The following is a 20,157-nucleotide window of genomic DNA, read 5'->3' as shown; positions in this document are numbered from 1 at the left end:
GCGTTGGTTACCAGCGCAGACAGCGTGGCCCCAATGCTGCGCCGATGACTGTTGGCAGTAACATGCCAAGCGTGTACCAGACACCCCAGAACGGCACTCCCGTCTCGGGACAATGAAGGCAATAGACGAGGGTCGCCATCGATCCCGCGAGCAAGCCACCACAGGCACCGGTCAATGCCAAACGGGTCGGTGCAAGGCCTCTCAGCGCCCAGAACACCGCGATGAATCCGGGGATCGAGAGCAGCATGATATTCAGCACACACACTCGCCAGGTTTTGCCGAGCAGCATGGAGACCCGTGTGCCGGGCGTCGCGACGGCCAGCACATAAACCCCGCTCAACCAGACCGCGGCGACTGCAGCGCTGACCAGTAACCCGCCGTATCCGCTGCTCATGCCCGGTCTGCCCAAGCGGGTTACCATCAACAGCGCCCCGATCGCCAGACTCAGCGGGAAGGCGGTTTTTGCCCAGAAAGTTGCGGTTACTGATACTTGGGCGAGGTCTGCGCGCACACCCAGGGTCGAAACCAGTAGCAGGCCCGCACCGAGCACTCCAATCAGGACTGCGATGCCGAAGCGCTTGGCAAGCGCCCACCGGTCTATTGGTGTGACGCCAGCGGCGAGCAGTGAAACAAGATCATCAGTTTTCATCGTGTGCCTCGGATCTTTGCCGCCAGGGCTTTGAGCCCGCGGTGTACGCCAATCTTTACCGCTGACTCGGACAATCCCGTCATCTGAGCTGTTTCTGCGACCGACCAACCTTCGAGTTTCACGTGCATGATGGGTAGGCGCTGACGGTCGGGTAACTGCTCAAGCAGTTTGTCCAGGTCGCGGCTAGCCTGCGCAGGCTCTAGATGTGACTCGGCAAGCAGCTCCATCGCATCGTCGATGGAGTCATTGAATACGTCGTGACGCGAACGTGCCCGGAAAAGATCCGTGAGTTTATAACGCGCAATGGCGAAAACCCAGGCGGTCAAAGGCTGCTCGCCCCGGTATGTCTGGCGTCCGTTATGCACGGCCAGCAATACCTCTTGCAGCAAATCTTCGATTTCGCCCGGCTGGCGCTGAAGCCTGGCCCTGAGAAAGCCGCGTAGATGCGTGCTCAATTCAGAAAGAAACGTCCGGTAGGCCGTTTCATCACCCCTCAGTCCTGCGAGGAACAGCGCTTGAAGATATATTTCGCGGCTGCGCAACGACTCGTTATGTGTAGTTCGGTCCATCGCTCGCTCTGGTTACACAATAGGTGAATTATTTTTTAGCACGGCCTTCCGCTGGCCATCTCGCAGCGAGCGGGGATCGAAACTGCTGTGAGCGTTGATTACGCCAAAACCGCAAACATTCTTGCCGGGGTTGACGGAGCAGGCCAGAAAAAACGTTCGAAAAAATATTTCCAGATCGCTGTAACCAGATGGCGAGCGACGGCGAACTACCTTACGGATCGTAAGTACAGTGCTCGAGCGCACTGGCATGCGGACTACCCCTCATTGCTCTGGAGAAGTCATCATGAACATTCTTAAACTCGTTGCCGTGGCACTCGCGTTCTCTTCGATGGCCACTGGCGCCATTGCGGCTGACACTATGGCTCCTGGCTCTATGGCGGCTGGCACTAAAGCTGCTGGCACCATGGCTGCTGACACTATGGCTCATGGCTCTATGGCGGCTGATACCATGGCTCATGGCTCTATGGCCGCAGGCACCAAAGCTGCTGGCGCCATGGCGGCTGATACCATGGCTCCAGGCGCCATGGCTCCAGGCACTAAAGCTGCTGACTCTATGGCTCCTGGCGCCATGAAGTCAGGTGCTATGAAGTAATGTTATTGCGTGGTGATGGCTGGTCATAACGATTGCAACGCGGGCGCGGGCCCAGCCAATGGACTACCAATCCAATGCCTGGGAAAACGCCTCCGCCGTGACATGCACCAGCATCAAGACGCTATACGGCATGGGCACTTTCAAAGTGATGTAATTGCAGGCTCACAGGGGGCGCTCCGATCATAAAGGCATCACTCGAGATGGGCGGCAGGGCATCAAACCGAAGCACTATGAGGCTGCATTCGAATGCGCAGCTAGTGGTGTGTAGCTCGAAGTCCATCTTGAAAGCCGATGTGGTCGGTAGTAGTCCGGGCCTGCAGCGTCCGAGGGCACTCGCGGATCGCGCCAGGCACTCATTTCCGAGCGCCTGGCGCGGCCAGCGTTCCACGTACAGCCGTCGCTGGACCTCTCCGGTCTACTTGGTCACGGCTGATGTTTTCACCATGACTGGCGCTGATCGATAAACAACAGCTCAAGCAAAAACAAAATACTTGCGCACAGTCTCAACGACTTCCCACGTCCCCTTCATTCCAGGCTCAACAATAAAAATATCGCCCGCCCGCAGGTGGATCGGCGCCATGCCGTCAGGGGTGATGATGCAGTAGCCTTCCTGGAAATGGCAGTATTCCCACTTCACATAATCCACCCGCCACTTGCCAGGGGTGCAGATCCAGGTGCCCATGATCTTGCTGCCATCCTCGGAGGTGTAGGCGTTGAGGTTGACGGTGTGCGGGTCACCTTCGAGTTTTTCCCATTTGCAGGCGTCGAGCAGGGGCAGTGGGTGAGTATTGCGAAGGACGGTAATCGGCGTAGACATGACAACTCCAAGGGTGGGGGCGCGGTTGTCAGACGGTGCAGTCCGCGCTCGGACACCATAGGTCGGTTACGTCAGGGGCAATTGTCTGTGCTCGACACTGAGCTATCCAGAAGCGCGGGGCCCGCACGCGATGCCTCAAAACCCAGCAGCAATAATCTAAGTGCTATTCGTGCGCTTGAGTCAAAAGTATTTTGCCCGGCTGCGGCTTATTCATTCGCGGTCTTATCGGTACTCTGCCGTCAGTCAATTTTTTAACCTCCTCAATCAGCCGCGTCTGCAGTGCGGCTTGCAATTGAATACTGATGAGACCTTTCATGAAAAAAATTCTGTTATTGAACGGCGGCAAAAAATTCGCGCACTCCGAAGGTTTGTATAACGCCACCTTGCATAATGCGGCAGTGGCGTTCCTTGATCACTCCGGTTTTGATATCAAAGAAACCCAAATCGACGCCGGTTATGACGTGGCTGAAGAAGTGGCCAAATTTATCTGGGCCGACGTGATCATTTACCAGATGCCAGGCTGGTGGATGGGCGCGCCGTGGACTGTGAAGAAGTACGTCGATGAAGTGTTTACCGAAGGTCATGGCAGCCTGTACGCCAACGACGGTCGTACCCGCTCCGATGCATCGCAGAAATACGGTAGCGGTGGTTTATTGCAGGGTAAGCAGTACATGATTTCCGCCACCTGGAACGCGCCACAGCAAGCATTCGATGACCCGAGCGATTTCTTCGAAGGGGAAGGCGTGGATGCGGTGTACTTCCCGTTCCATAAAGCCAACGAGTTTTTGGGCCTGACAGCGTTGCCGACGTTCCTCTCTGTCGACGTGATGAAAGTCCCGGCCATAGAGGCTGATGTGAAGCGCTATGAGCGGCATCTGGCTGACGTATTCAGCATCTGATTCTGTAGGCGCAACCAGGGACATGCGTCGCGAATGAACAGCCTGTCTTTTGCGAAAAACAAGGCTAATATTTAGCCGGTTTTGAGCAGGAGACAAAAGTGAAAGCCAGATCAGATGAGTTGCAGGTATTCGTTTCGGTGATTGAAAGCGGCTCGATTTCCGCTGCTGCCGAACACATGGGGCAAACCCCTTCGGCGATCAGCAGGACATTGTCGCGGCTTGAGGCGAAGCTGGAAACCACCCTTATCAATCGCACCACGCGACGCATGGACTTGACGGAAGAGGGCAAGTTTTTCCTCGAAAAAGCCAAGCAGATTCTGGCGCAAATGGATGAACTTGAAGAACGCTTGTCCCTGCGCCAACACGTGCCCTCCGGCCGTTTACGGATCAACGCCGCGTCGCCGTTCATGCTGCACGCGGTGGTGCCTTACGTCGCCGAGTTCCGCACGCTGTACCCGGACATTCAGCTTGAACTGAACAGCAACGACCTGGTCATCGACTTGCTTGAGCAAAGCACGGATGTGGCGATTCGCATTGGTGTCCTCGCCGATTCGACGCTGCATGCGCGCTCGTTGGGCAGTAGTCCGTTGAGTATTCTCGCCAGCCCGGCTTACCTCAAAAAACATGGCACGCCGACCACCGTTGAGGCACTGGCAAGCCATGCTTTGCTCGGCTTTACCCAGACAGAAAGCTTGAACCATTGGCCGTTGCGTCACGCTGAGGGTGATCGATTGCAGATCCAGCCTGCGGTGTCCGCCTCCAGTGGCGAGACCTTGCGTCAATTGGCGTTGGCCGGGGAGGGCATTGTCTGCCTGTCGCACTTCATGACTCACGAAGACATCCGCCTTAAGCGCCTGCAGGTGATTCTGCCGGAAGCCAACAGCGGTTATCGGCAACCGATTCATGCGGTGTACTACCGGAACTCGCAGTTGGCGCTGCGCATTCAATGCTTTCTGGATTTCATCCAAAAGAAGTTGGCGAACTACGCCGCGTAGGGATGATTTACCTATTATTTACCGTGTCCCACTCGTTGCATGAGGCCGGTACGGTTAGGCTTGCTCGTTATGGCCGAGCCAACTGATAGGGATGAACTTTGTGGGGCATATGATTCTTCAACCGCGACACTGGCTTGCTGTAAGTGTGCTGATAGGCACCCTGGGTCTGATAGCTGGCTGCGCCAGCGACCCAGCTGACCCGCACATCAAATTCGCCGAATTGGTTAATCAGGATCTGGCCACGGCCTATCAACCTGCCCGCAACGACATTTCCAACTGGAATGAGACCTGGCAGCTCGGGCGGCAATCGGTCGATGTTGCTTGGTTGGCGCCCGACACCCACGAGCGTTTACCGCTGATTATCTACTTGCCGGGCCTCGGCGAGTCCGCCACGGCAGGTGAAGAGTGGCGTAATGCCTGGGCGCAGGCCGGGTACGCGGTGTTGGCGATTCAGGGGCAATACTACGGCCCTGCACTCTATTCCACGAGTCAGGCCCAAGCGGGTGTATTTCGTGAGCTGGCGGCTGATCGCTACTCCGGTCCAGCCCTGCGCGACCGTCTGGCAACCCTGCAAAAGGTGCTGACTGAAGTACGGGCACGGGCAGCGAAAGGTGATGCGCAACTTGCTTCCATCGACTGGAACCAAGTGGTCGTGGCCGGTTTTGACTTGGGTGCGCAGACCGCCGCTGCGGTGGCTGGCGGGGGAGAAGCGGGAGTCGCATCGGGCGTTGATATTCAGCCCAAAGCCTTGCTGCTGCTCAGTCCTTATGTTGACGTCGGGGCCAGGCCTGAGGTGTTCGCTCGCATAACTTCGCCGGTACTGACGATAACCAGCCCGGACGACGAAGACCCCTTTAATTGGGTCAGCTCTTACCAACAGAGGGAATTACTCGGCGAGTCGGTGACGGTTGCTGGCAGCTATCGCCTGAAGCTGGCGCGCTCTACTTACAAAACCTTGTCCGGCTCTGATTTGGTACCTATTCCGCCTGACAGAAAAGGTATAAGCAAGCCGCCAGGCGACGAGCACACCCCTGGCGGGAAAAGTCATGCCAAGGGCAAAAGCGCCCGATCTGCAAGCTCCAGTCACAGCCCGGTCGGTGCCGAGCCTGTTCCGGACCCTAAACAAGTCGCCGCCATTCAGGTGATCAGCCAGGCCTTTTTCGACAGCCGCGTCAGGCACAATCCGGTCGCCAGCGAGTGGCTGCAAAAAGCTGCGCCGGGCTGGCTGGGGCGCGCGGGACAGCTGCAATAGCGACCGCTGGAGCCATCTTCGTGCCTGAGCTGACTGCCGACAAGACTGTCAGTGATGCTCACGCGTTGCGCGGAATTTCACATCGGGCCAGCGCTCTTCCATCAGGGCCAGGTTGACCCGGGTCGGTGCCAGGTAGGTCAGGTGACCGCCGCCATCGACTGCAAGGTTTTCCACGGCCTTGATCTGGAATTCCTCGAGCTTTTTCTTGTCGCTGCATTCAATCCAGCGGGCTGACCACACGGTGATCGGCTCGTAGGCGCACTCGACTTTGTATTCTTCCTTCAGGCGGCTGGCAACCACATCGAACTGCAGAACGCCCACGGCGCCGAGGATGATGTCGTTGCTGCGCGTCGGGAAGAACACCTGCGTGGCGCCTTCTTCGGCCAATTGCTGCAAGCCCTGACGCAACTGCTTGGACTTGAGTGGATCCTTCAGACGCACGCGGCGGAACAGTTCCGGTGCGAAGTGCGGGATACCGGTAAAGCCCAGGTTCTCGCCTTCGGTGAAGGTGTCACCAATCTGGATCGTGCCGTGGTTATGCAGGCCGATGATGTCGCCAGCGTAGGCTTCTTCCAACTGCTCACGCTCGGAGGAGAAGAACGTCAGCGCGTCGCCGATCCGCACTTCTTTACCCAGACGCACGTGGCGCATCTTCATACCTTTGTCATAGCGACCCGAACAGATACGCATGAAGGCGATACGGTCACGGTGTTTAGGGTCCATGTTCGCTTGAATCTTGAACACGAAACCGCTGAACTTTTCTTCGTTCGGTTCTACCGTGCGCTCATTGGCAACCCGGGCCAACGGTTGAGGTGCCCAGTTCACAACAGCGTCCAGTACGTGATCGACACCGAAGTTACCCAGTGCCGTGCCGAAGAACACCGGGGTCAACTGGCCGTCGAGGAACTCTTGCTGGTTGAACTCGTGGCAGGCGCCTTGCACCAACTCGAGCTGATCGACGAAGCGTTTGTACTCATCACCCAAGTGGGCGCGGGCTTCATCCGAATCGAGCTTTTCGATGATCTTGACGTCGGTACGCTCATGGCCGTGACCGGCGGTGTAGACAATGATGTAGTCGTCGGCCAGGTGGTACACGCCCTTGAAATCGCGGTAGCAGCCTATGGGCCAGGTGATCGGCGCAGCCTTGATCTTAAGGACGGCTTCGATTTCGTCGAGCAGTTCGATAGGGTCGCGGATGTCGCGGTCGAGCTTGTTGATAAAGCTGATGATCGGTGTGTCGCGCAAACGGCAGACATCCATCAACGCGATGGTCCGTGGTTCGACGCCTTTACCACCATCGAGCACCATCAATGCCGAGTCCACTGCTGTCAGGGTGCGGTAGGTGTCTTCGGAGAAGTCTTCGTGGCCCGGGGTGTCGAGCAGGTTGATCATGTGATCGCGATACGGGAACTGCATGACCGATGTGGTGATGGAAATCCCGCGCTGTTTCTCCATCTCCATCCAGTCGGACGTCGCATGGCGGTCGGATTTACGTGACTTCACCGTGCCGGCGATAGCAATGGCCTTACCCATCAACAGCAATTTTTCGGTGATGGTGGTCTTACCCGCATCCGGGTGGGAAATAATGGCGAAAGTGCGGCGTTTCGCGACTTCGGCGGCCTGGTTGCTCATGGGAAATCGCCTGGCAGGTGATTCAAAAAAGGGCGCCGATTATAGCCCAAATTGATGCAATAACCGAACCGCTCAGTCGATCAAAGGTGGCGAAATAGTGTCTTTCGTGGGAACCTTTCAGGTCGTGGAGACGTCCACTCCCCTGTTACAGCCAACGTCAGGGGTTGAAAAATCAGCAAGTTAGCTTGACGAAGCTGCGCTTATGGCTTGTGTTTTCGCCGAGGTTAACCCCTTAACGGCGACCCACCCGCTGCTCTTCGCGAACGTTTGTGTGCTGCCAGTATTGGCTGGCCTTGCAACGCGTTTGCCGACTGAAATAAGGAGTCCGCCTGTGGCTAATCGCTATGGCAAGGGGCTATTGGGAGGTGCGGTTGTCATCGCATTTCTGGCCCTGCTGATCCACTGGATCGGCATCAGTACCCTCTTACAGTACCAAGACGATCTATTGTTTTATCTGCAAGCCCATTTGATTCTGGTGATGCTTTCAATGTTGGCAGCCCTGTTGGTCGGAATCCCGGCTGGCATTGCCCTCAGCCGACCGAACATGGTTGGCCGCGCCGAACGCTTCATGCAGATTTTCAATATTGGTAACACCGTCCCACCTCTCGCCGTGCTGGCCATTGCCCTTGGTATTCTCGGGATTGGCAGCGGACCGGCCATCTTCGCCCTGTTCCTCGCCTCATTGTTGCCCATCGTGCGCAACACCTATGAAGGCCTGAAAAATGTTCAGGGTTCACTCAAGGAAGCCGCAGTCGGCATCGGTATGACACCCACCCAGGTGCTGCTGCGTGTCGAATTGCCGAATGCCGTGCCGATTATTGTCGGCGGTGTGCGGGTGGCCTTGGCGATCAATGTCGGGACGGCCCCGCTGGCCTTTCTGATTGGCGCCAACAGCCTGGGCAGTCTGATTTTTCCCGGCATCGCCTTGAACAATCAGCCGCAGCTATTGCTCGGCGCGGCGTGTACCGCCTTGCTCGCACTGCTGCTTGATGGCGTGGTGACACTGGCGAGCCGACTCTGGCTGGAACGCGGTCTGACCCGCTGATTGAAAGGAATTCCAATGAAAAGATCATGCTTATTTATAGGCTTTGCCTTGCTGCTCTCGGGATTTGCCCAAGCGGCTGAAAAGCCGGTAATCCGCGTCGGTGCCCGAGTGTTTACCGAGCAAACGATCCTCGCGGAACTCACCGCTCAGTATTTGCGCACTAAGGGCTACGACGTCAACGTGACCGGTGGCCTGGGTAGTACTCTGGCACGTAGTGCGCAAGAAAGCGGGCAACTGGATTTGATCTGGGAGTACACCGGGGTATCCCTGGTGAGTTACAACCATGTCGACGAAAAACTCGATAGCGCGCAGACCTTTGAACGGGTCAAAACGCTGGATGCGAAGAAGGGGCTGGTCTGGCTCTCGCCGTCGAAATTCAGTAACACCTACGCGTTGGCGTTGCCGAAAAAAGTCGCTGACCAGTACCCGCAGATCAACACCATCAGCGACCTGAGCCGCGTCCTGAAAGACCAGGTGAAAGACAAACACATCGTTGCGCTGGATACCGAGTTCGCCAACCGTTCCGACGGTTTGATTGGGATGGTCAAGCAATACGACATGAACCTGAACCGCGAGAGCATCCGCCAGATGGATGCCGGGCTGGTCTACACCGCGCTGCGTAACGGCCAGGTTTTCGCCGGGTTGGTCTACACCACGGACGGGCGCCTGAACGCGTTCCAGCTCAAGCTACTCGAAGACGACAAACATTACTTTCCGGACTACACCGCCGCACCGGTGATTCGCCAGGAATACCTGGACGCTCATCCGGACCTCGCTGCGCAGCTAAAGCCGCTGGCCGAACTGCTGGATGACACCACCATGCGCGCGCTCAATGCGCGGGTCGATGTCGATCACGACAGCCCCTCTATCGTTGCTGCGGACTTTCTGCGCGAGCACCCACTGCACCCTGTCCCTCAAGACAATAAGGAGAAGCAATGAATATCTTCAGCACCTTCTCCCATCTGGACTGGCCGCTGGTCCTGCACCTGACCTGGCAGCACATCACCCTGGTCGGGATCGCCGTGACCCTGGCCATCGTGGTTGGCGTCCCGTTGGGCGTATTAATGACGCGCTTCCCGGCATTGGCCGGTCCGCTGCAAGCCAGCGCCACGGTTCTGCTCACCGTGCCCTCGATTGCTTTGTTCGGTCTGTTACTGCCGTTCTATTCGAAGTTCGGCCAGGGCCTCGGGCCGATGCCGGCGATCACCGCGGTATTTCTGTACTCGCTGCTGCCGATCATGCGTAACACCTACCTGGCATTGACAGGGGTCGACCCTGGCATTCGTGAAGCGGCCAAAGGCATCGGTATGACCTTCGGTCAGCGCCTGCGGATGGTCGAGTTGCCCATCGCCGTGCCAGTGATTCTCGCCGGAGTGCGTACTGCCGTGGTGATGAACATTGGCGTCATGACCATTGCCGCGACCATCGGTGCCGGTGGCCTGGGTGTACTTATTCTCGCTTCAATCAGCCGCAGCGATATGTCGATGCTGATCGTCGGCGCCGTACTGGTCAGTCTTCTGGCCATCTTCGCCGACCTGCTTCTGCAATGGTTGCAACGCACGCTGACTCCAAAAGGTCTATTGAAATGATGAATCCAAAGCAAATGATCGAACTTCAGAACCTGACCAAGACGTTTCACACCAACGGTAAAGACGTCATCGCCGTGGATTCCGTGAGCCTGACCGTCAACGAAGGCGAGATCTGTGTATTCCTCGGGCCTTCTGGGTGCGGCAAGAGCACCACGCTGAAAATGATCAACCGGCTGATCATGCCGACTTCCGGCAAGGTGTTGATCAACGGCGAAGACACCGCTGATTTGGATGCAGTGACCCTGCGTCGCAATATCGGCTACGTGATTCAGCAGATTGGTCTGTTCCCGAACATGACCATCGAAGAAAACATCACCATCGTTCCGCGTTTGCTGGGCTGGGACAAACAGAAATGCCACGACCGTGCCCGCGAGTTGATGAGCATGATCAAGCTTGAGCCCAAGCAGTACCTGAGCCGCTACCCGCGTGAGTTGTCCGGTGGTCAGCAACAGCGAATTGGCGTGATTCGTGCGTTGGCGGCCGATGCCCCGTTGTTGCTGATGGACGAACCCTTCGGCGCGGTCGACCCGATCAACCGCGAGATGATTCAGAACGAGTTCTTCGAGATGCAACGGGCGCTGAACAAGACCGTGATCATGGTCAGCCACGACATCGACGAAGCGATCAAGCTGGGCGACAAGATCGCGATCTTCCGTGGCGGCAAGCTGATTCAGTTCGATCATCCAGACACCTTGCTGGCACACCCGGCAGACGATTTCGTCAGCAACTTCGTGGGGCAGGACAGCACGCTCAAACGCCTGCTGTTGGTCCGCGCCGAAGATGCTGCCGACAACGCACCGTCCGTCAGCCCGGAAACCCCGGTCGCCGAAGCGCTGGAGTTGATGGACGAACTCGACCGCCGCTACGTGGTGGTCACCGATGCCGATAACAAAGGCCTGGGCTATGTCCGCCGACGCGACCTGCACCGTCAGCAAGGCACTTGCGCACAGTACCTGCGCGAATTCAATGCTACCGCCGCGTTCGACGAACACCTGCGGATACTGCTGTCGCGCATGTACGAGTTCAATCGGTCATGGTTGCCGGTGATGGACGCCGAGCGCGTATTCCTCGGGGAAGTCACCCAGGAATCAATTGCCGAGTACCTGAGCTCGGGCCGTTCGAAGGGCGGCAAAACCAGCATCACCTCGCCTGCAGAGTTGGCTGAGCAGGCAGCGCCAGTCTGATCTGATGCCATCGCGGGCACGCGCGCTCCTACAACGGATCGCGCAGGTCCGCGACTTTGGGCGATTCGGTTCCCCTCAAAATCCCGGCTCGGGGAACATCAGGCTGTCACATCGGTCCGTTACATAAGTCAGTGATCCTCGTCTGGCGACGGACGTGTGCAAAAACGCGACATTTTTTGTTGATCTCAAGCGCCTCAAGTCCTAAAGTTCGCGCCGAACGTCCATGCTGGAAACGATCCATCCGGCTCAAGTACTGACGACGAGACAGCAAGGTCACCCAGACGCCCTCAGGGCCCGGTTGACCTTTTTTGCTTTCGGCGGACATGCCTTGGGAAGTAGGCGAACCAAAGTGGGGATACACACGGAGGACGTTCATTTGCACCCATTGATTAATTTAGTTTGCCAGTAGGAGTTCCCAGCATGACGATCCAGGTCGAAGACTATTTTGAGCGCGAAACCTTCAACAAAATGAAAGCGTTCGCCGACAAGCATGAAACCCCGTTCGTGGTCATTGATACCCAAATGATCAGCAAGGCCTACGACGACCTGCGCGCAGGCTTTGATTTCGCCAAGATCTATTACGCTGTCAAAGCCAACCCTGCGGTGGAAATCATCGACCTGCTCAAAAGCAAGGGTTCGAACTTCGATATCGCTTCGATCTACGAGCTGGACAAGGTCATGAATCAGGGCGTTGGTCCAGACCTGATCAGCTACGGCAACACCATCAAGAAATCCAAAGACATTCGCTACTTCTACGAGAAGGGCGTGCGTCTGTATGCCACCGACTCTGAAGCCGACCTGCGCAACATTGCCAAGGCCGCGCCGGGTTCGAAAGTCTATGTGCGTATTCTCACTGAAGGCTCGACCACGGCTGACTGGCCATTGTCCCGCAAGTTCGGTTGCCAGACCGATATGGCCATGGACCTTCTGATCCTCGCACGTGAACTGGGCCTGGTGCCTTACGGCATCTCGTTCCACGTAGGTTCGCAGCAGCGTGACATCAGTGTGTGGGACGCAGCCATCGCCAAGGTCAAAGTAATCTTCGAGCGATTGAAAGAAGAAGACGGCATCATTCTCAAGCTGATCAATATGGGGGGCGGCTTCCCGGCCAACTACATTACCCGTACCAACAGCCTGGAAACCTACGCGGAAGAAATCATCCGCTTCCTCAAGGAAGACTTCGGCGACGATTTGCCGGAAATCATTCTGGAGCCAGGCCGTTCGTTGATTGCCAACGCCGGTATTCTGGTCAGCGAAGTAGTATTGGTTGCACGTAAATCGCGTACCGCCGTAGAGCGATGGGTTTACACGGACGTGGGCAAGTTCTCTGGCTTGATCGAAACCATGGACGAAGCCATCAAGTTTCCGATCTGGACCGAGAAGAATGGCGAGATGGAAGAAGTGGTCATCGCGGGCCCAACCTGCGACAGCGCCGACATCATGTACGAGAACTACAAGTATGGCCTGCCACTGAACCTGGCCATCGGCGACCGCTTGTACTGGTTGTCCACCGGCGCGTACACCACCAGCTACAGCGCAGTTGAGTTCAATGGCTTCCCACCATTGAAATCTTATTACGTGTAAACGTTCCTGGAATAAAAAACCCATGACGTGTCATGGGTTTTTTTATGCGTTTAAGTGTGCTATTGCATGTTAGATATTTATGATTAACAAACGCCCCATGCTCTTGGATAATGTCAATATCTCCATGAGCGATGCCGACATCAGTCTCATGGAAAGATCAAAGTTTGACCAAGTGGAATGCTTGTTTAACAGGGGTAATTTGTTCTGCGCTCTCGCGATCAGGTAGTTGATGCGAAAACAGTAAACCTTCATATTACACGCGGAGGACGTATACTGCTCGTACTGTTTTTTTGTCAACAGTACTCGGCTCTTCGCCGTTTCCAACCGATCGGGAGGGTAGGACGCAGAGTGTCCATGCGCGTTGATATGATTGTTCATGAAATCAATGATGCGAGGGATAATGCTGTAGGCCGAACGCTCCAGTTCGGAAGCGATAGAACCTTTCTCGACAAAGATATGCTGATAGTGATTTATTTCCTCTGCGCACTGCCGGAGGATATCGTTCACGCTGTTGGTCGGCTCTTTTTTCAACGGACCGAATAAGTCGATCAGCAGATTTTCATCTCCGTCTTGTCCGATAGAACTTCTCTTGCCCGTGCTGCTGAGTCGCCCCACATGCGCGGACACCCGTTCGGAAAATGCAATCAGTGCTTTGAGTGAGTCGTCCAGTTCCCCATGAAGCTGTTGCAGAGGTTTACGGTTGATGGTCCAGAGGTTCGATAGCTTTGTGGCTTGTGGAACGATATGGTCGAGCGCAGGTTCGATGTACGTGCCATAGTCTTTCGGACTCACCAGGTCGAAGTTTATTTTAAACGACTCAATGTATTCGGGGAGCTCGCTCAAGAAATACATATAATTATTCAGGCCAGCAATATCTCTCTCGTTGATCAAGAAAACGGTCATGCCCTTCCCCTCCTCAGTTCAATACTCTTGACAACAAGGCCGGGCCCGTTCACCGCAGTGCCCGGCCCAGCCATACACGCTGGCGTGCCGTACTTATTGCGTTGGCGATTTATCGATCACGTTTAAATCGTCACTGAAAGCAACAGCGCCTTCGATAAACACGGCCACACGTTCTTCAGTGGATGCGGAGTGGGCACTCTGGGTGTCAATGAATCGCTGGGTCGACAGATTGATCTTGCGGGCCTCATTAACGTATAGCACTCGTTGATCATCAATGCTGTATAGCGTGTTGATAAACTCGATGCGCTGTTCCATGAGTCGCTTTTCATTATTTTTTAGAGCGTCGGTGTCGCGAGTTCTGTTGATTTTACTTACCAGTGCATCGCGTTCTTTGACAAGAGTGAAGAAAGTGATACCTTTTCCAATCTCTTCTACCAGTTTCTTCATCTGCTCCAAGGCTAGCTTGATGAGTTCGACTTCCGGCGGCGTCACCCCCAGAGCCAGCACCTTCTCGGCAGTCAGAATGCTATCTTTTCCGAATGCAGTTATGTCTTTGGTTTCCAGCGCGTCAATCCCCGCGGTCAGCACCTTACGCTGCTCATTCAACCTATCGACCGTGGTGGTGGCTTGATCAATGTCCTGGGTGATGCGTGTGATGTCATCCGTCAGGCCAGCGATAAACGAGTCAGTACTTTGACGATCCAGCGGCCAACTGACTGCGCTTAGACGGGCTTCCAGTTTTCCACCTTCTAACTTCACGACATCAAGGGTATCGCTGATCATCTCGATGCTTTCGGCCGTACGCTCGTCGGTTAACGGGGCCGGCGCTGTTTCATTGAGTCTTACGGTCTTGAGTGCGGCCATCAGCTGGTGCATCAATTTCTGGGAAGACTCGCGGACCTGGCTATTACTGTCGTAGATGTCTCCGGTCAGGCTCTTGAACTTGTCGTGCAGGTTTGGCAAGTAGCTGACCTTCATGAACTGCACGTCGGTGTTGGCACTCAAGTCCCTGATTGCACGCACGGCGCCGGTCAGTTGCTGCATATCGGGCGCTGCAAAATTAGCATGGGCACCGAGGGTGACGACGTTATTGGTGGTGGTCATCTTATTGCTCTCCATAAATTCGTTTGTATTCTTCATCCGCTTCGTTAAATATTTCCAACAGAAATGAAGCTTCTTTTTCGATATCAGACCACGGTTCAATAACTTGTTGGAAACGGGTCATGAAACGGCGAACACTCAACGCATTATCGATTTTTTGCGTGTGTAAATGAGAACGCTCGATAAACTGATAAACCGAGTTCCAGGAGTGTCGTAAATTTTGCGTGGCGACATCAGCGTCCAATACAACGGTTTGTAAGTCTTGCATGTCGAATTTGACACGGCTTAATGAACCGAGAACGTTGTTCTTCTTCTGAAGCTCCTGAATATCGAGTGCCTGTTTTTTCATCAGCTCATTTCGCTGCTTACGTATATTGTCCGCCTCGATTCCGAAATAGATACCCAAGATCAAACCACCGCCGGCGAGCGCCGTAGTAATAGCCTTTTTGACCCCTTCGCCATAGGCTTTATTGAGCTCGTCAATTTCTTGGGCGCGTAATTCAATGGTGGCCGTCAGTTGCATGGTCAATTCAGGGAGCGAGCTGGTGTCGATCAGACGTACTTTTTTTTGTATCTCGGGGAGCACATAGATGCTCAAGTCACGGCTAAAATCGTCCAGTTGTTTCTTAATCGCTTCGGCGTCGTTCTTGCGCGCCTCAACCGTTTCAAGGATTTGCCCCAGATAAAAGGAAAAGTCCGAAGCGGTTTTTTTGTCCGCTTCATTGAGCAGGATGCCAGGAAATTTGTCCCCCAGATCGAGTTCGAGCTTTTTCACATCTTCAAGGGTTTCGATGGAGTACTCCTTCAGTACCTTCATCTGCTCGATGTCGTCGTTAACCTTCTCCATGGAATCGCCGTACACTTGCATATCTTTGGCAAATAGCCGGAGCTCACCGCCCACGAGTTTAAGTTGCGTCCGTAGCGGGTCCCAGCGTTGCGCATGCTTGTGGATAAGCAGGAAACTCTTCTGGAAGTCTTCTGGCTCTAGTCCGTTGTCGGCACCGTCACCGGTGTCATATTTCAAATAGTTTTTTACGTCCTGCAGTGTCGTTGGCAGCGCCAGTGCCTGCAATTCGTAATGCCGTAGACTGATAATCTGCTCTTTGGTCACGACGATGCCAGGAGGACGATTGACGCCCTTCATGGCGCCGGTCGAGGCACCAACAAATTCGGCGGGTATCGTCGCGGCATTATCGGCTAGCTTATCCAGTTCATCGTCGGTTATACCGTTTAAAGACAGGGCTTCATTGCTCATACTGTTAATTCCTTTTGATGTTTATCCATGAGGCTCGTAGAGAGAGTCTCGACAGAGCACTGTGAATACTTTCGTGGGTTGATTAGTTGCTGATGAAGAGAGTAGAGCGTGCACGCAGGGGTGTCAAAATGGAAAAAGGGGCGTGGAATGTAGGAAGTAAGTAGTTATCGAGTAAGTGTAATTATAGGGAGCGAAGTGTGTTATTTAATTATGTACTTTCAGCGAGTTTTCACGTGCCGTTATCCGTTCGCGGTACTTGACCGCCAACGCTCTTATTTCCGAATGTGCCGCGCCTGATAGCGTCGTGCTGCTCACACGCAGAAAATTCAGATTGCCGTTCTCCAGGGCGATGCCTAGCCAATGCAAGGCTTCGTCGACTTTCCCATTGTCCGCAAGGATCGCGGCATGGCTGAACTGGCCGCGAAAGTCGCCGCCTTCGGCCGAACACCGATACCACTCATGGGCGGCTGGCAGGTCAACGGGACAGACGCAGCCTTCTTCGAGATAGCGGCCTACCAGGTTCATGGATTTGGCGTGACCCCATTCGGCTGCCTGGCGGTAACAGGCCAGCGCGCGTTGCTGATCCTGGGTAACGCCACGCCCGGTGGCCAATAGGTTGCCCAGGTTATATAGCCCCCAGTCCAGCCCGGCGTCAGCGGCCGCTTGATAGTACGCGGCTGCTTTAAGCGGGCTGGCGCAGCAGCCCCAGCCATGTTCATGGCAGCGCCCCAACATGTTCTGCGCCATGACATGGCCGTTTCTGGCCGCAATCTGAAACCAGGTCACCGCCAGCTCCGGGTCGCGCTCGATACCATTGCCGTCGAGCAGAATCTGTCCCAGCAACGCCTGAGCGTCGACGAAGTTGGCTTTCGCCGCGCTGAGGATCGCTTGTGCGGCGCGTACGGGGTTTTGCACCAGCATCGCGCTGAGCTGGTCGCCGTCCACAGTTTCTTCACGTAGCAGGGAGAAGGTCATGCTTCACACCTCGACCCAACGGCGCAGCAGGTTGTGGTAAGTGCCGGTCAACTGGATCAGTGAAGGATGATCGGGCACGTCCTGGGTCAGTTGCTGGATTGCATTGTCCATTTCAAACAGCAGCGCACGCTGGCTGTCTTCACGAACCAGGCTTTGCGTCCAGAAGAACGAGGCGTAACGCGCGCCGCGAGTCACCGCATTGACTTTGTGCAGGCTGGTACTGGGGTAGAGCAGCAGATCGCCAGCAGGCAGTTTGATCTGGCGGGTGCCGTAGGTGTCCTGAATTTCCAGCTCGCCGCCGTCGTACTCATCAGGGTCGCTGAAAAATAGGGTGGACGACAAGTCGGTACGCACCCGCTCCGGGCTGCCCTTGGCCTGACGCACAGCGTTATCGATATGGAAATCAAAGCTGCCACCGGCGGTGTAGCAGTTAAGCAGCGGGGGAAACACCTTGCGCGGAAGGGCTGCCGACATGAACAGCGGATTGGCCCACAGTCGATCCAGCAGGGCGGAGCCGATCTCGATCGCCAACGGGTGGCCTTCGGGCAGTTGCAAGTTGTGCTTGGCCTTGGCCGATTGGTAGCCCGCAGTGACCTTACCGTCTGCCCAGTCCGCCTGCTCCAGAGCCTTGCGGATGCGCAGCACCTCTTCGCGAGAAAATAAGCCGGGAATATGTAGGAGCATGCCGCAGAACCTGTAGGAAGAAAGATTGCGAATAATAATCTATCTCAATTGATAGTAATACCTGTTTGCACTATATTCCTTCGCCTTAACTCCTTGGGGAAGGAACTCACCATGTCGTGCCAACAACTAAAATCTTCTGCCAACTCGTCGCGTTCACTGGCTTCAGCGGTCGGCGTGGCCATCGCTACGATGTCCGTGGGCCACATGGCTCAGGCGGCTGAGAGTACTGAGGACAAGGCCGTTGCTCTGGGTGCCACCACTATCACTGGCGAGCAGACAGACACGGCTTACAAGGCCGACGACTCCGCGTCGAAGAAATACACCGCTCCATTGCGCGAGACGCCGAAGAGCGTCACCGTGATCCCGCAACAAGTCATCCGCGACACCGGGGCCACCAGTCTGGCCGATGCATTGCGCACCACGCCCGGCATCACCTTTGGAGCAGGCGAGGGCGGTAATCCCGCCGCCGACCGGCCGATCATTCGCGGCTTCAACGCCGAGAGCGACGTATTTATCGACGGTATGCGCGACATCGCCGCGCAAAGCCGCGAAATCTTCAACATCGAATCGGTGGAAGTGAGCAAGGGTCCAGGCTCGGCGTTCACCGGAGCGGGTTCTACCGGTGGCAGCTTGAACCTGATCACCAAGGGCGCCCACTTGGGAGACGCCTATAACGGCGGCTACACCTTCGGCTCCGACCAGACCCAACGTTATACGCTGGACATCAACCAGCAGATGACCGACACCTCAGCGTTCCGCCTGAACCTGATGAAGCACGAGGCCAACGTGGCTGGCCGTGATGCTGTGGACGTCAGCCGCTGGGGCGTGGCGCCATCCTTCGCGTTTGGCTTGGGCACCGATACCCGGGTGAGGGTCGACTACTACCATCTGGACACCAATGACATGCCGGACTACGGCATCCCGTTGACCAATAGCGGTACCGCCCGCAGCAAATACAATGTCGACAAACCCGCAAGCGTCAGCAAGGACAATTTCTATGGCCTGACTGATCGCGATTACCGCAAAAGCACCAACGACAGCGGTACGATCAGGATCGAGCACGACCTGAACGACAGCCTGACGGTGTCCAACAGCTTCCGCATGTCGCGCTCGACCCTGGACTACATCGTCACTAATCCGGACGACAGCCGTGGCAACGTGGCAAACGGAACCGTTTCGCGCTCGGCCAAAAGCCGTAACTCGACCTCCAGCGGCTTCGTCAACCAGACGGACCTGAGCGCCAGGTTCAACAGTGGCTTCATTGAGCACAGCCTGGTGACCGGGCTGGAGTTCAGCTATCAGGACACCCACAACCGCAACTACAACGTGCTCAACGCCAGCGGCGGCGCCATGGCATCGACATGCTCATCGGCGTTGCTGGCGTCCGGCGATTGCACCAGCCTGTACAACCCGACGCCCGGTGACGCGTGGAACGGGACCATCACGGACAGTCAGGCGTTCACCGATACCGACACCAAAACCAGCGCTGCGTATGTGTTCGATACCCTGAAGTTCGACGAACAATGGTCGCTCAACCTAGGCCTGCGCTATGACCACTACGACGTTGAGTCCAGCGGGTATGCGACTGCCGGGCGCACCACGTCTGCCGGCACCTTTTCCCGGCAGAAAACCAGCGGGCTGCTGAACTACCAGGTTGGCCTGGTTTTCAAGCCACTGCCTAACGGCAGCGTTTACGCGGCATGGTCCACCTCCAGCAACCCGGCGGGTGAAACCAGCGGTAACGGTGGTCTGGAAATCGCCGCCAACAACGCCGATCTCGAGCCAGAAAAGAACCGCAGCTATGAGGTGGGCACCAAGTGGGACTTCTTTAACGATGACCTGTCGTTAACCGCTGCGCTGTTCCGCACCGAAAAAACCAACGCCCGCATCAACGACCCGGATAACGCGACCGTCCAGGTCCTGGATGGCGAACAGCGCGTCGATGGTTTGGAGTTCACTTACGCCGGCAACATCACCCGCAAGTGGAAGGTCTACGGCGGCTACACCTACATGGAAAGCGAACTGGTCAAAACCACCCTTGCGGCGGACCAGGGCAATCACATGCCAAGCACCCCGCGTAACAGTTTCAATCTGTGGTCGACCTATGACGTGATGCCGAAACTGACCCTCGGCGCTGGAGCCACCTTCGTCGATTCACGTTTCGGCAACGAAGCCAACTCGGTGGAAGTCCCGTCCTACTGGCGCTATGACGCGATGGCGACCTATCGCCTGACCAAGAACGTCGACTTGCAGCTCAACGTGCAGAACCTGACCGACAAGCGTTATTTCGATCAGGTGTTCCAGACCCACTACGCGCACGTTGCGGCCGGTCGTACCGCGCTGATGGGTGTCAATTTCCACTTCTAAGCCATGGTCATTCAACGCCCGGTTCATTTACGTGACCCGGGCGCTTGCCTGTGCAATCGAGAATG

19 protein-coding genes are annotated in these 20,157 nt (G+C 55.9%); 10 read left to right on the top strand and 9 right to left on the bottom strand.

The window, feature by feature from the left end:
* Nucleotides 1-7: 7 nt before the first annotated feature.
* On the bottom strand, nucleotides 8-649 hold the full coding sequence (locus tag ACVBEG_RS21040; protein WP_322278136.1) for a DUF1109 domain-containing protein: 642 nt from the start codon (nucleotides 647-649) through the stop codon (nucleotides 8-10).
* The gene (locus ACVBEG_RS21035) at nucleotides 646-1,218 is read right to left on the bottom strand and encodes a sigma-70 family RNA polymerase sigma factor (protein WP_322278138.1); all 573 of its coding nucleotides are present in this window, start codon (nucleotides 1,216-1,218) and stop codon (nucleotides 646-648) included. Before ACVBEG_RS21035 ends, ACVBEG_RS21040 begins: the two co-directional genes overlap by 4 nt.
* A gap of 283 nt (nucleotides 1,219-1,501) precedes the next feature.
* On the opposite strand from ACVBEG_RS21035, the gene ACVBEG_RS21030 reads away from it, so the two are divergent.
* On the top strand, nucleotides 1,502-1,810 hold the full coding sequence (locus ACVBEG_RS21030; RefSeq protein WP_447108280.1) for a hypothetical protein: 309 nt from the start codon (nucleotides 1,502-1,504) through the stop codon (nucleotides 1,808-1,810).
* A gap of 472 nt (nucleotides 1,811-2,282) precedes the next feature.
* Here the strand turns inward: ACVBEG_RS21030 and ACVBEG_RS21025 are convergent, their stop codons facing one another.
* A complete protein-coding gene (locus tag ACVBEG_RS21025) occupies nucleotides 2,283-2,627 on the bottom strand; it encodes a cupin domain-containing protein (RefSeq protein WP_322278142.1) in 345 nt (114 codons plus the stop codon).
* A gap of 314 nt (nucleotides 2,628-2,941) precedes the next feature.
* On the opposite strand from ACVBEG_RS21025, the gene ACVBEG_RS21020 reads away from it, so the two are divergent.
* The 3 genes from ACVBEG_RS21020 (at nucleotide 2,942) to ACVBEG_RS21010 (ending at nucleotide 5,773) form a co-directional block, all read left to right on the top strand.
* Nucleotides 2,942-3,526: an NAD(P)H-dependent oxidoreductase gene (locus tag ACVBEG_RS21020; RefSeq protein ID WP_322278144.1), complete on the top strand. Its 585-nt coding sequence runs from the start codon at nucleotides 2,942-2,944 to the stop codon at nucleotides 3,524-3,526.
* A gap of 98 nt (nucleotides 3,527-3,624) precedes the next feature.
* The gene (locus tag ACVBEG_RS21015; protein WP_322278146.1) at nucleotides 3,625-4,521 is read left to right on the top strand and encodes a LysR family transcriptional regulator; all 897 of its coding nucleotides are present in this window, start codon (nucleotides 3,625-3,627) and stop codon (nucleotides 4,519-4,521) included.
* Nucleotides 4,522-4,630: 109 nt separating this feature from the next.
* Nucleotides 4,631-5,773 carry an alpha/beta hydrolase gene (locus ACVBEG_RS21010; protein WP_447108279.1) on the top strand — a complete coding sequence of 381 codons (1,143 nt, stop codon included), beginning with the start codon at nucleotides 4,631-4,633 and terminating at the stop codon, nucleotides 5,771-5,773.
* A gap of 48 nt (nucleotides 5,774-5,821) precedes the next feature.
* Here the strand turns inward: ACVBEG_RS21010 and ACVBEG_RS21005 are convergent, their stop codons facing one another.
* Nucleotides 5,822-7,405: a peptide chain release factor 3 gene (locus tag ACVBEG_RS21005; RefSeq protein WP_322278150.1), complete on the bottom strand. Its 1,584-nt coding sequence runs from the start codon at nucleotides 7,403-7,405 to the stop codon at nucleotides 5,822-5,824.
* 331 nt (nucleotides 7,406-7,736) lie between these two features.
* Between ACVBEG_RS21005 and ACVBEG_RS21000 the strand changes: the two genes are divergently transcribed.
* From ACVBEG_RS21000 to ACVBEG_RS20980, 5 genes are all read left to right on the top strand, one after another.
* The gene (locus ACVBEG_RS21000; protein WP_323567047.1) at nucleotides 7,737-8,450 is read left to right on the top strand and encodes an ABC transporter permease; all 714 of its coding nucleotides are present in this window, start codon (nucleotides 7,737-7,739) and stop codon (nucleotides 8,448-8,450) included.
* Between the two features lie 15 nt (nucleotides 8,451-8,465).
* Complete coding sequence (locus tag ACVBEG_RS20995) at nucleotides 8,466-9,389, top strand: glycine betaine ABC transporter substrate-binding protein (RefSeq protein WP_322278155.1); 924 nt, start codon at nucleotides 8,466-8,468, stop codon at nucleotides 9,387-9,389.
* Complete coding sequence (locus tag ACVBEG_RS20990) at nucleotides 9,386-10,039, top strand: ABC transporter permease (protein WP_322278157.1); 654 nt, start codon at nucleotides 9,386-9,388, stop codon at nucleotides 10,037-10,039. The genes ACVBEG_RS20995 and ACVBEG_RS20990 overlap by 4 nt, the downstream gene beginning before the upstream one ends.
* 14 nt (nucleotides 10,040-10,053) lie before the next feature.
* Nucleotides 10,054-11,223 (top strand): osmoprotectant ABC transporter ATP-binding protein OsmV, encoded by a 1,170-nt coding sequence (locus tag ACVBEG_RS20985; protein WP_322278495.1) that lies wholly within the window; start codon nucleotides 10,054-10,056, stop codon nucleotides 11,221-11,223.
* Nucleotides 11,224-11,643: 420 nt separating this feature from the next.
* Nucleotides 11,644-12,807: a type III PLP-dependent enzyme gene (locus tag ACVBEG_RS20980; protein WP_322278159.1), complete on the top strand. Its 1,164-nt coding sequence runs from the start codon at nucleotides 11,644-11,646 to the stop codon at nucleotides 12,805-12,807.
* A 69-nt stretch (nucleotides 12,808-12,876) separates the two neighbouring features.
* On the opposite strand, the gene ACVBEG_RS20975 is transcribed toward ACVBEG_RS20980, so the two are convergent.
* The 5 genes from ACVBEG_RS20975 to ACVBEG_RS20955 all read right to left on the bottom strand — a co-directional run bounded on the left by ACVBEG_RS20975 (nucleotide 12,877) and on the right by ACVBEG_RS20955 (nucleotide 17,725).
* Nucleotides 12,877-13,710 carry a hypothetical protein gene (locus tag ACVBEG_RS20975; RefSeq protein WP_322278162.1) on the bottom strand — a complete coding sequence of 278 codons (834 nt, stop codon included), beginning with the start codon at nucleotides 13,708-13,710 and terminating at the stop codon, nucleotides 12,877-12,879.
* Nucleotides 13,711-13,803: 93 nt separating this feature from the next.
* A complete protein-coding gene (locus tag ACVBEG_RS20970; RefSeq protein WP_447108278.1) occupies nucleotides 13,804-14,814 on the bottom strand; it encodes an alpha-xenorhabdolysin family binary toxin subunit B in 1,011 nt (336 codons plus the stop codon).
* 1 nt (nucleotide 14,815) lies between these two features.
* Entirely contained in the window at nucleotides 14,816-16,066 is a 1,251-nt protein-coding gene (locus ACVBEG_RS20965; protein ID WP_447108277.1) for an alpha-xenorhabdolysin family binary toxin subunit A, read from the bottom strand.
* A gap of 204 nt (nucleotides 16,067-16,270) precedes the next feature.
* Nucleotides 16,271-17,041: a tetratricopeptide repeat protein gene (locus tag ACVBEG_RS20960; RefSeq protein WP_447108276.1), complete on the bottom strand. Its 771-nt coding sequence runs from the start codon at nucleotides 17,039-17,041 to the stop codon at nucleotides 16,271-16,273.
* 3 nt (nucleotides 17,042-17,044) lie between these two features.
* Nucleotides 17,045-17,725 (bottom strand): Fe2+-dependent dioxygenase, encoded by a 681-nt coding sequence (locus ACVBEG_RS20955; protein ID WP_322278171.1) that lies wholly within the window; start codon nucleotides 17,723-17,725, stop codon nucleotides 17,045-17,047.
* 111 nt (nucleotides 17,726-17,836) lie between these two features.
* Here ACVBEG_RS20955 and ACVBEG_RS20950 point away from each other — a divergent pair, with 111 nt between their 5' ends.
* Nucleotides 17,837-20,092, top strand: coding sequence for a TonB-dependent receptor (locus ACVBEG_RS20950; protein ID WP_322278173.1), 2,256 nt, complete (start codon nucleotides 17,837-17,839; stop codon nucleotides 20,090-20,092).
* The last annotated feature ends 65 nt before the right edge of the window (nucleotides 20,093-20,157 follow it).

Source organism: Pseudomonas sp. GG8, assembly GCF_052976945.1.
The sequence above is the reverse complement of the archived record's forward strand: the minus strand, read 5'-3'. Positions and strand labels throughout refer to the sequence as shown.

What these genes read in the sequence shown, in the direction of transcription:
- ACVBEG_RS21040 (WP_322278136.1), bottom strand. Translation starts at nt 649, where the DNA reads ATGAAAACTGATGATCTTGTTTCACTGCTCGCCGCTGGCGTCACACCA.
- ACVBEG_RS21035 (WP_322278138.1), bottom strand. Translation starts at nt 1,218, where the DNA reads ATGGACCGAACTACACATAACGAGTCGTTGCGCAGCCGCGAAATATAT.
- ACVBEG_RS21030 (WP_447108280.1), top strand. Translation starts at nt 1,502, where the DNA reads ATGAACATTCTTAAACTCGTTGCCGTGGCACTCGCGTTCTCTTCGATG.
- ACVBEG_RS21025 (WP_322278142.1), bottom strand. Translation starts at nt 2,627, where the DNA reads ATGTCTACGCCGATTACCGTCCTTCGCAATACTCACCCACTGCCCCTG.
- ACVBEG_RS21020 (WP_322278144.1), top strand. Translation starts at nt 2,942, where the DNA reads ATGAAAAAAATTCTGTTATTGAACGGCGGCAAAAAATTCGCGCACTCC.
- ACVBEG_RS21010 (WP_447108279.1), top strand. Translation starts at nt 4,631, where the DNA reads ATGATTCTTCAACCGCGACACTGGCTTGCTGTAAGTGTGCTGATAGGC.
- ACVBEG_RS21005 (WP_322278150.1), bottom strand. Translation starts at nt 7,405, where the DNA reads ATGAGCAACCAGGCCGCCGAAGTCGCGAAACGCCGCACTTTCGCCATT.
- ACVBEG_RS20995 (WP_322278155.1), top strand. Translation starts at nt 8,466, where the DNA reads ATGAAAAGATCATGCTTATTTATAGGCTTTGCCTTGCTGCTCTCGGGA.
- ACVBEG_RS20990 (WP_322278157.1), top strand. Translation starts at nt 9,386, where the DNA reads ATGAATATCTTCAGCACCTTCTCCCATCTGGACTGGCCGCTGGTCCTG.
- ACVBEG_RS20985 (WP_322278495.1), top strand. Translation starts at nt 10,054, where the DNA reads ATGATCGAACTTCAGAACCTGACCAAGACGTTTCACACCAACGGTAAA.
- ACVBEG_RS20980 (WP_322278159.1), top strand. Translation starts at nt 11,644, where the DNA reads ATGACGATCCAGGTCGAAGACTATTTTGAGCGCGAAACCTTCAACAAA.
- ACVBEG_RS20975 (WP_322278162.1), bottom strand. Translation starts at nt 13,710, where the DNA reads ATGACCGTTTTCTTGATCAACGAGAGAGATATTGCTGGCCTGAATAAT.
- ACVBEG_RS20970 (WP_447108278.1), bottom strand. Translation starts at nt 14,814, where the DNA reads ATGACCACCACCAATAACGTCGTCACCCTCGGTGCCCATGCTAATTTT.
- ACVBEG_RS20965 (WP_447108277.1), bottom strand. Translation starts at nt 16,066, where the DNA reads ATGAGCAATGAAGCCCTGTCTTTAAACGGTATAACCGACGATGAACTG.
- ACVBEG_RS20960 (WP_447108276.1), bottom strand. Translation starts at nt 17,041, where the DNA reads ATGACCTTCTCCCTGCTACGTGAAGAAACTGTGGACGGCGACCAGCTC.
- ACVBEG_RS20955 (WP_322278171.1), bottom strand. Translation starts at nt 17,725, where the DNA reads ATGCTCCTACATATTCCCGGCTTATTTTCTCGCGAAGAGGTGCTGCGC.
- ACVBEG_RS20950 (WP_322278173.1), top strand. Translation starts at nt 17,837, where the DNA reads ATGTCGTGCCAACAACTAAAATCTTCTGCCAACTCGTCGCGTTCACTG.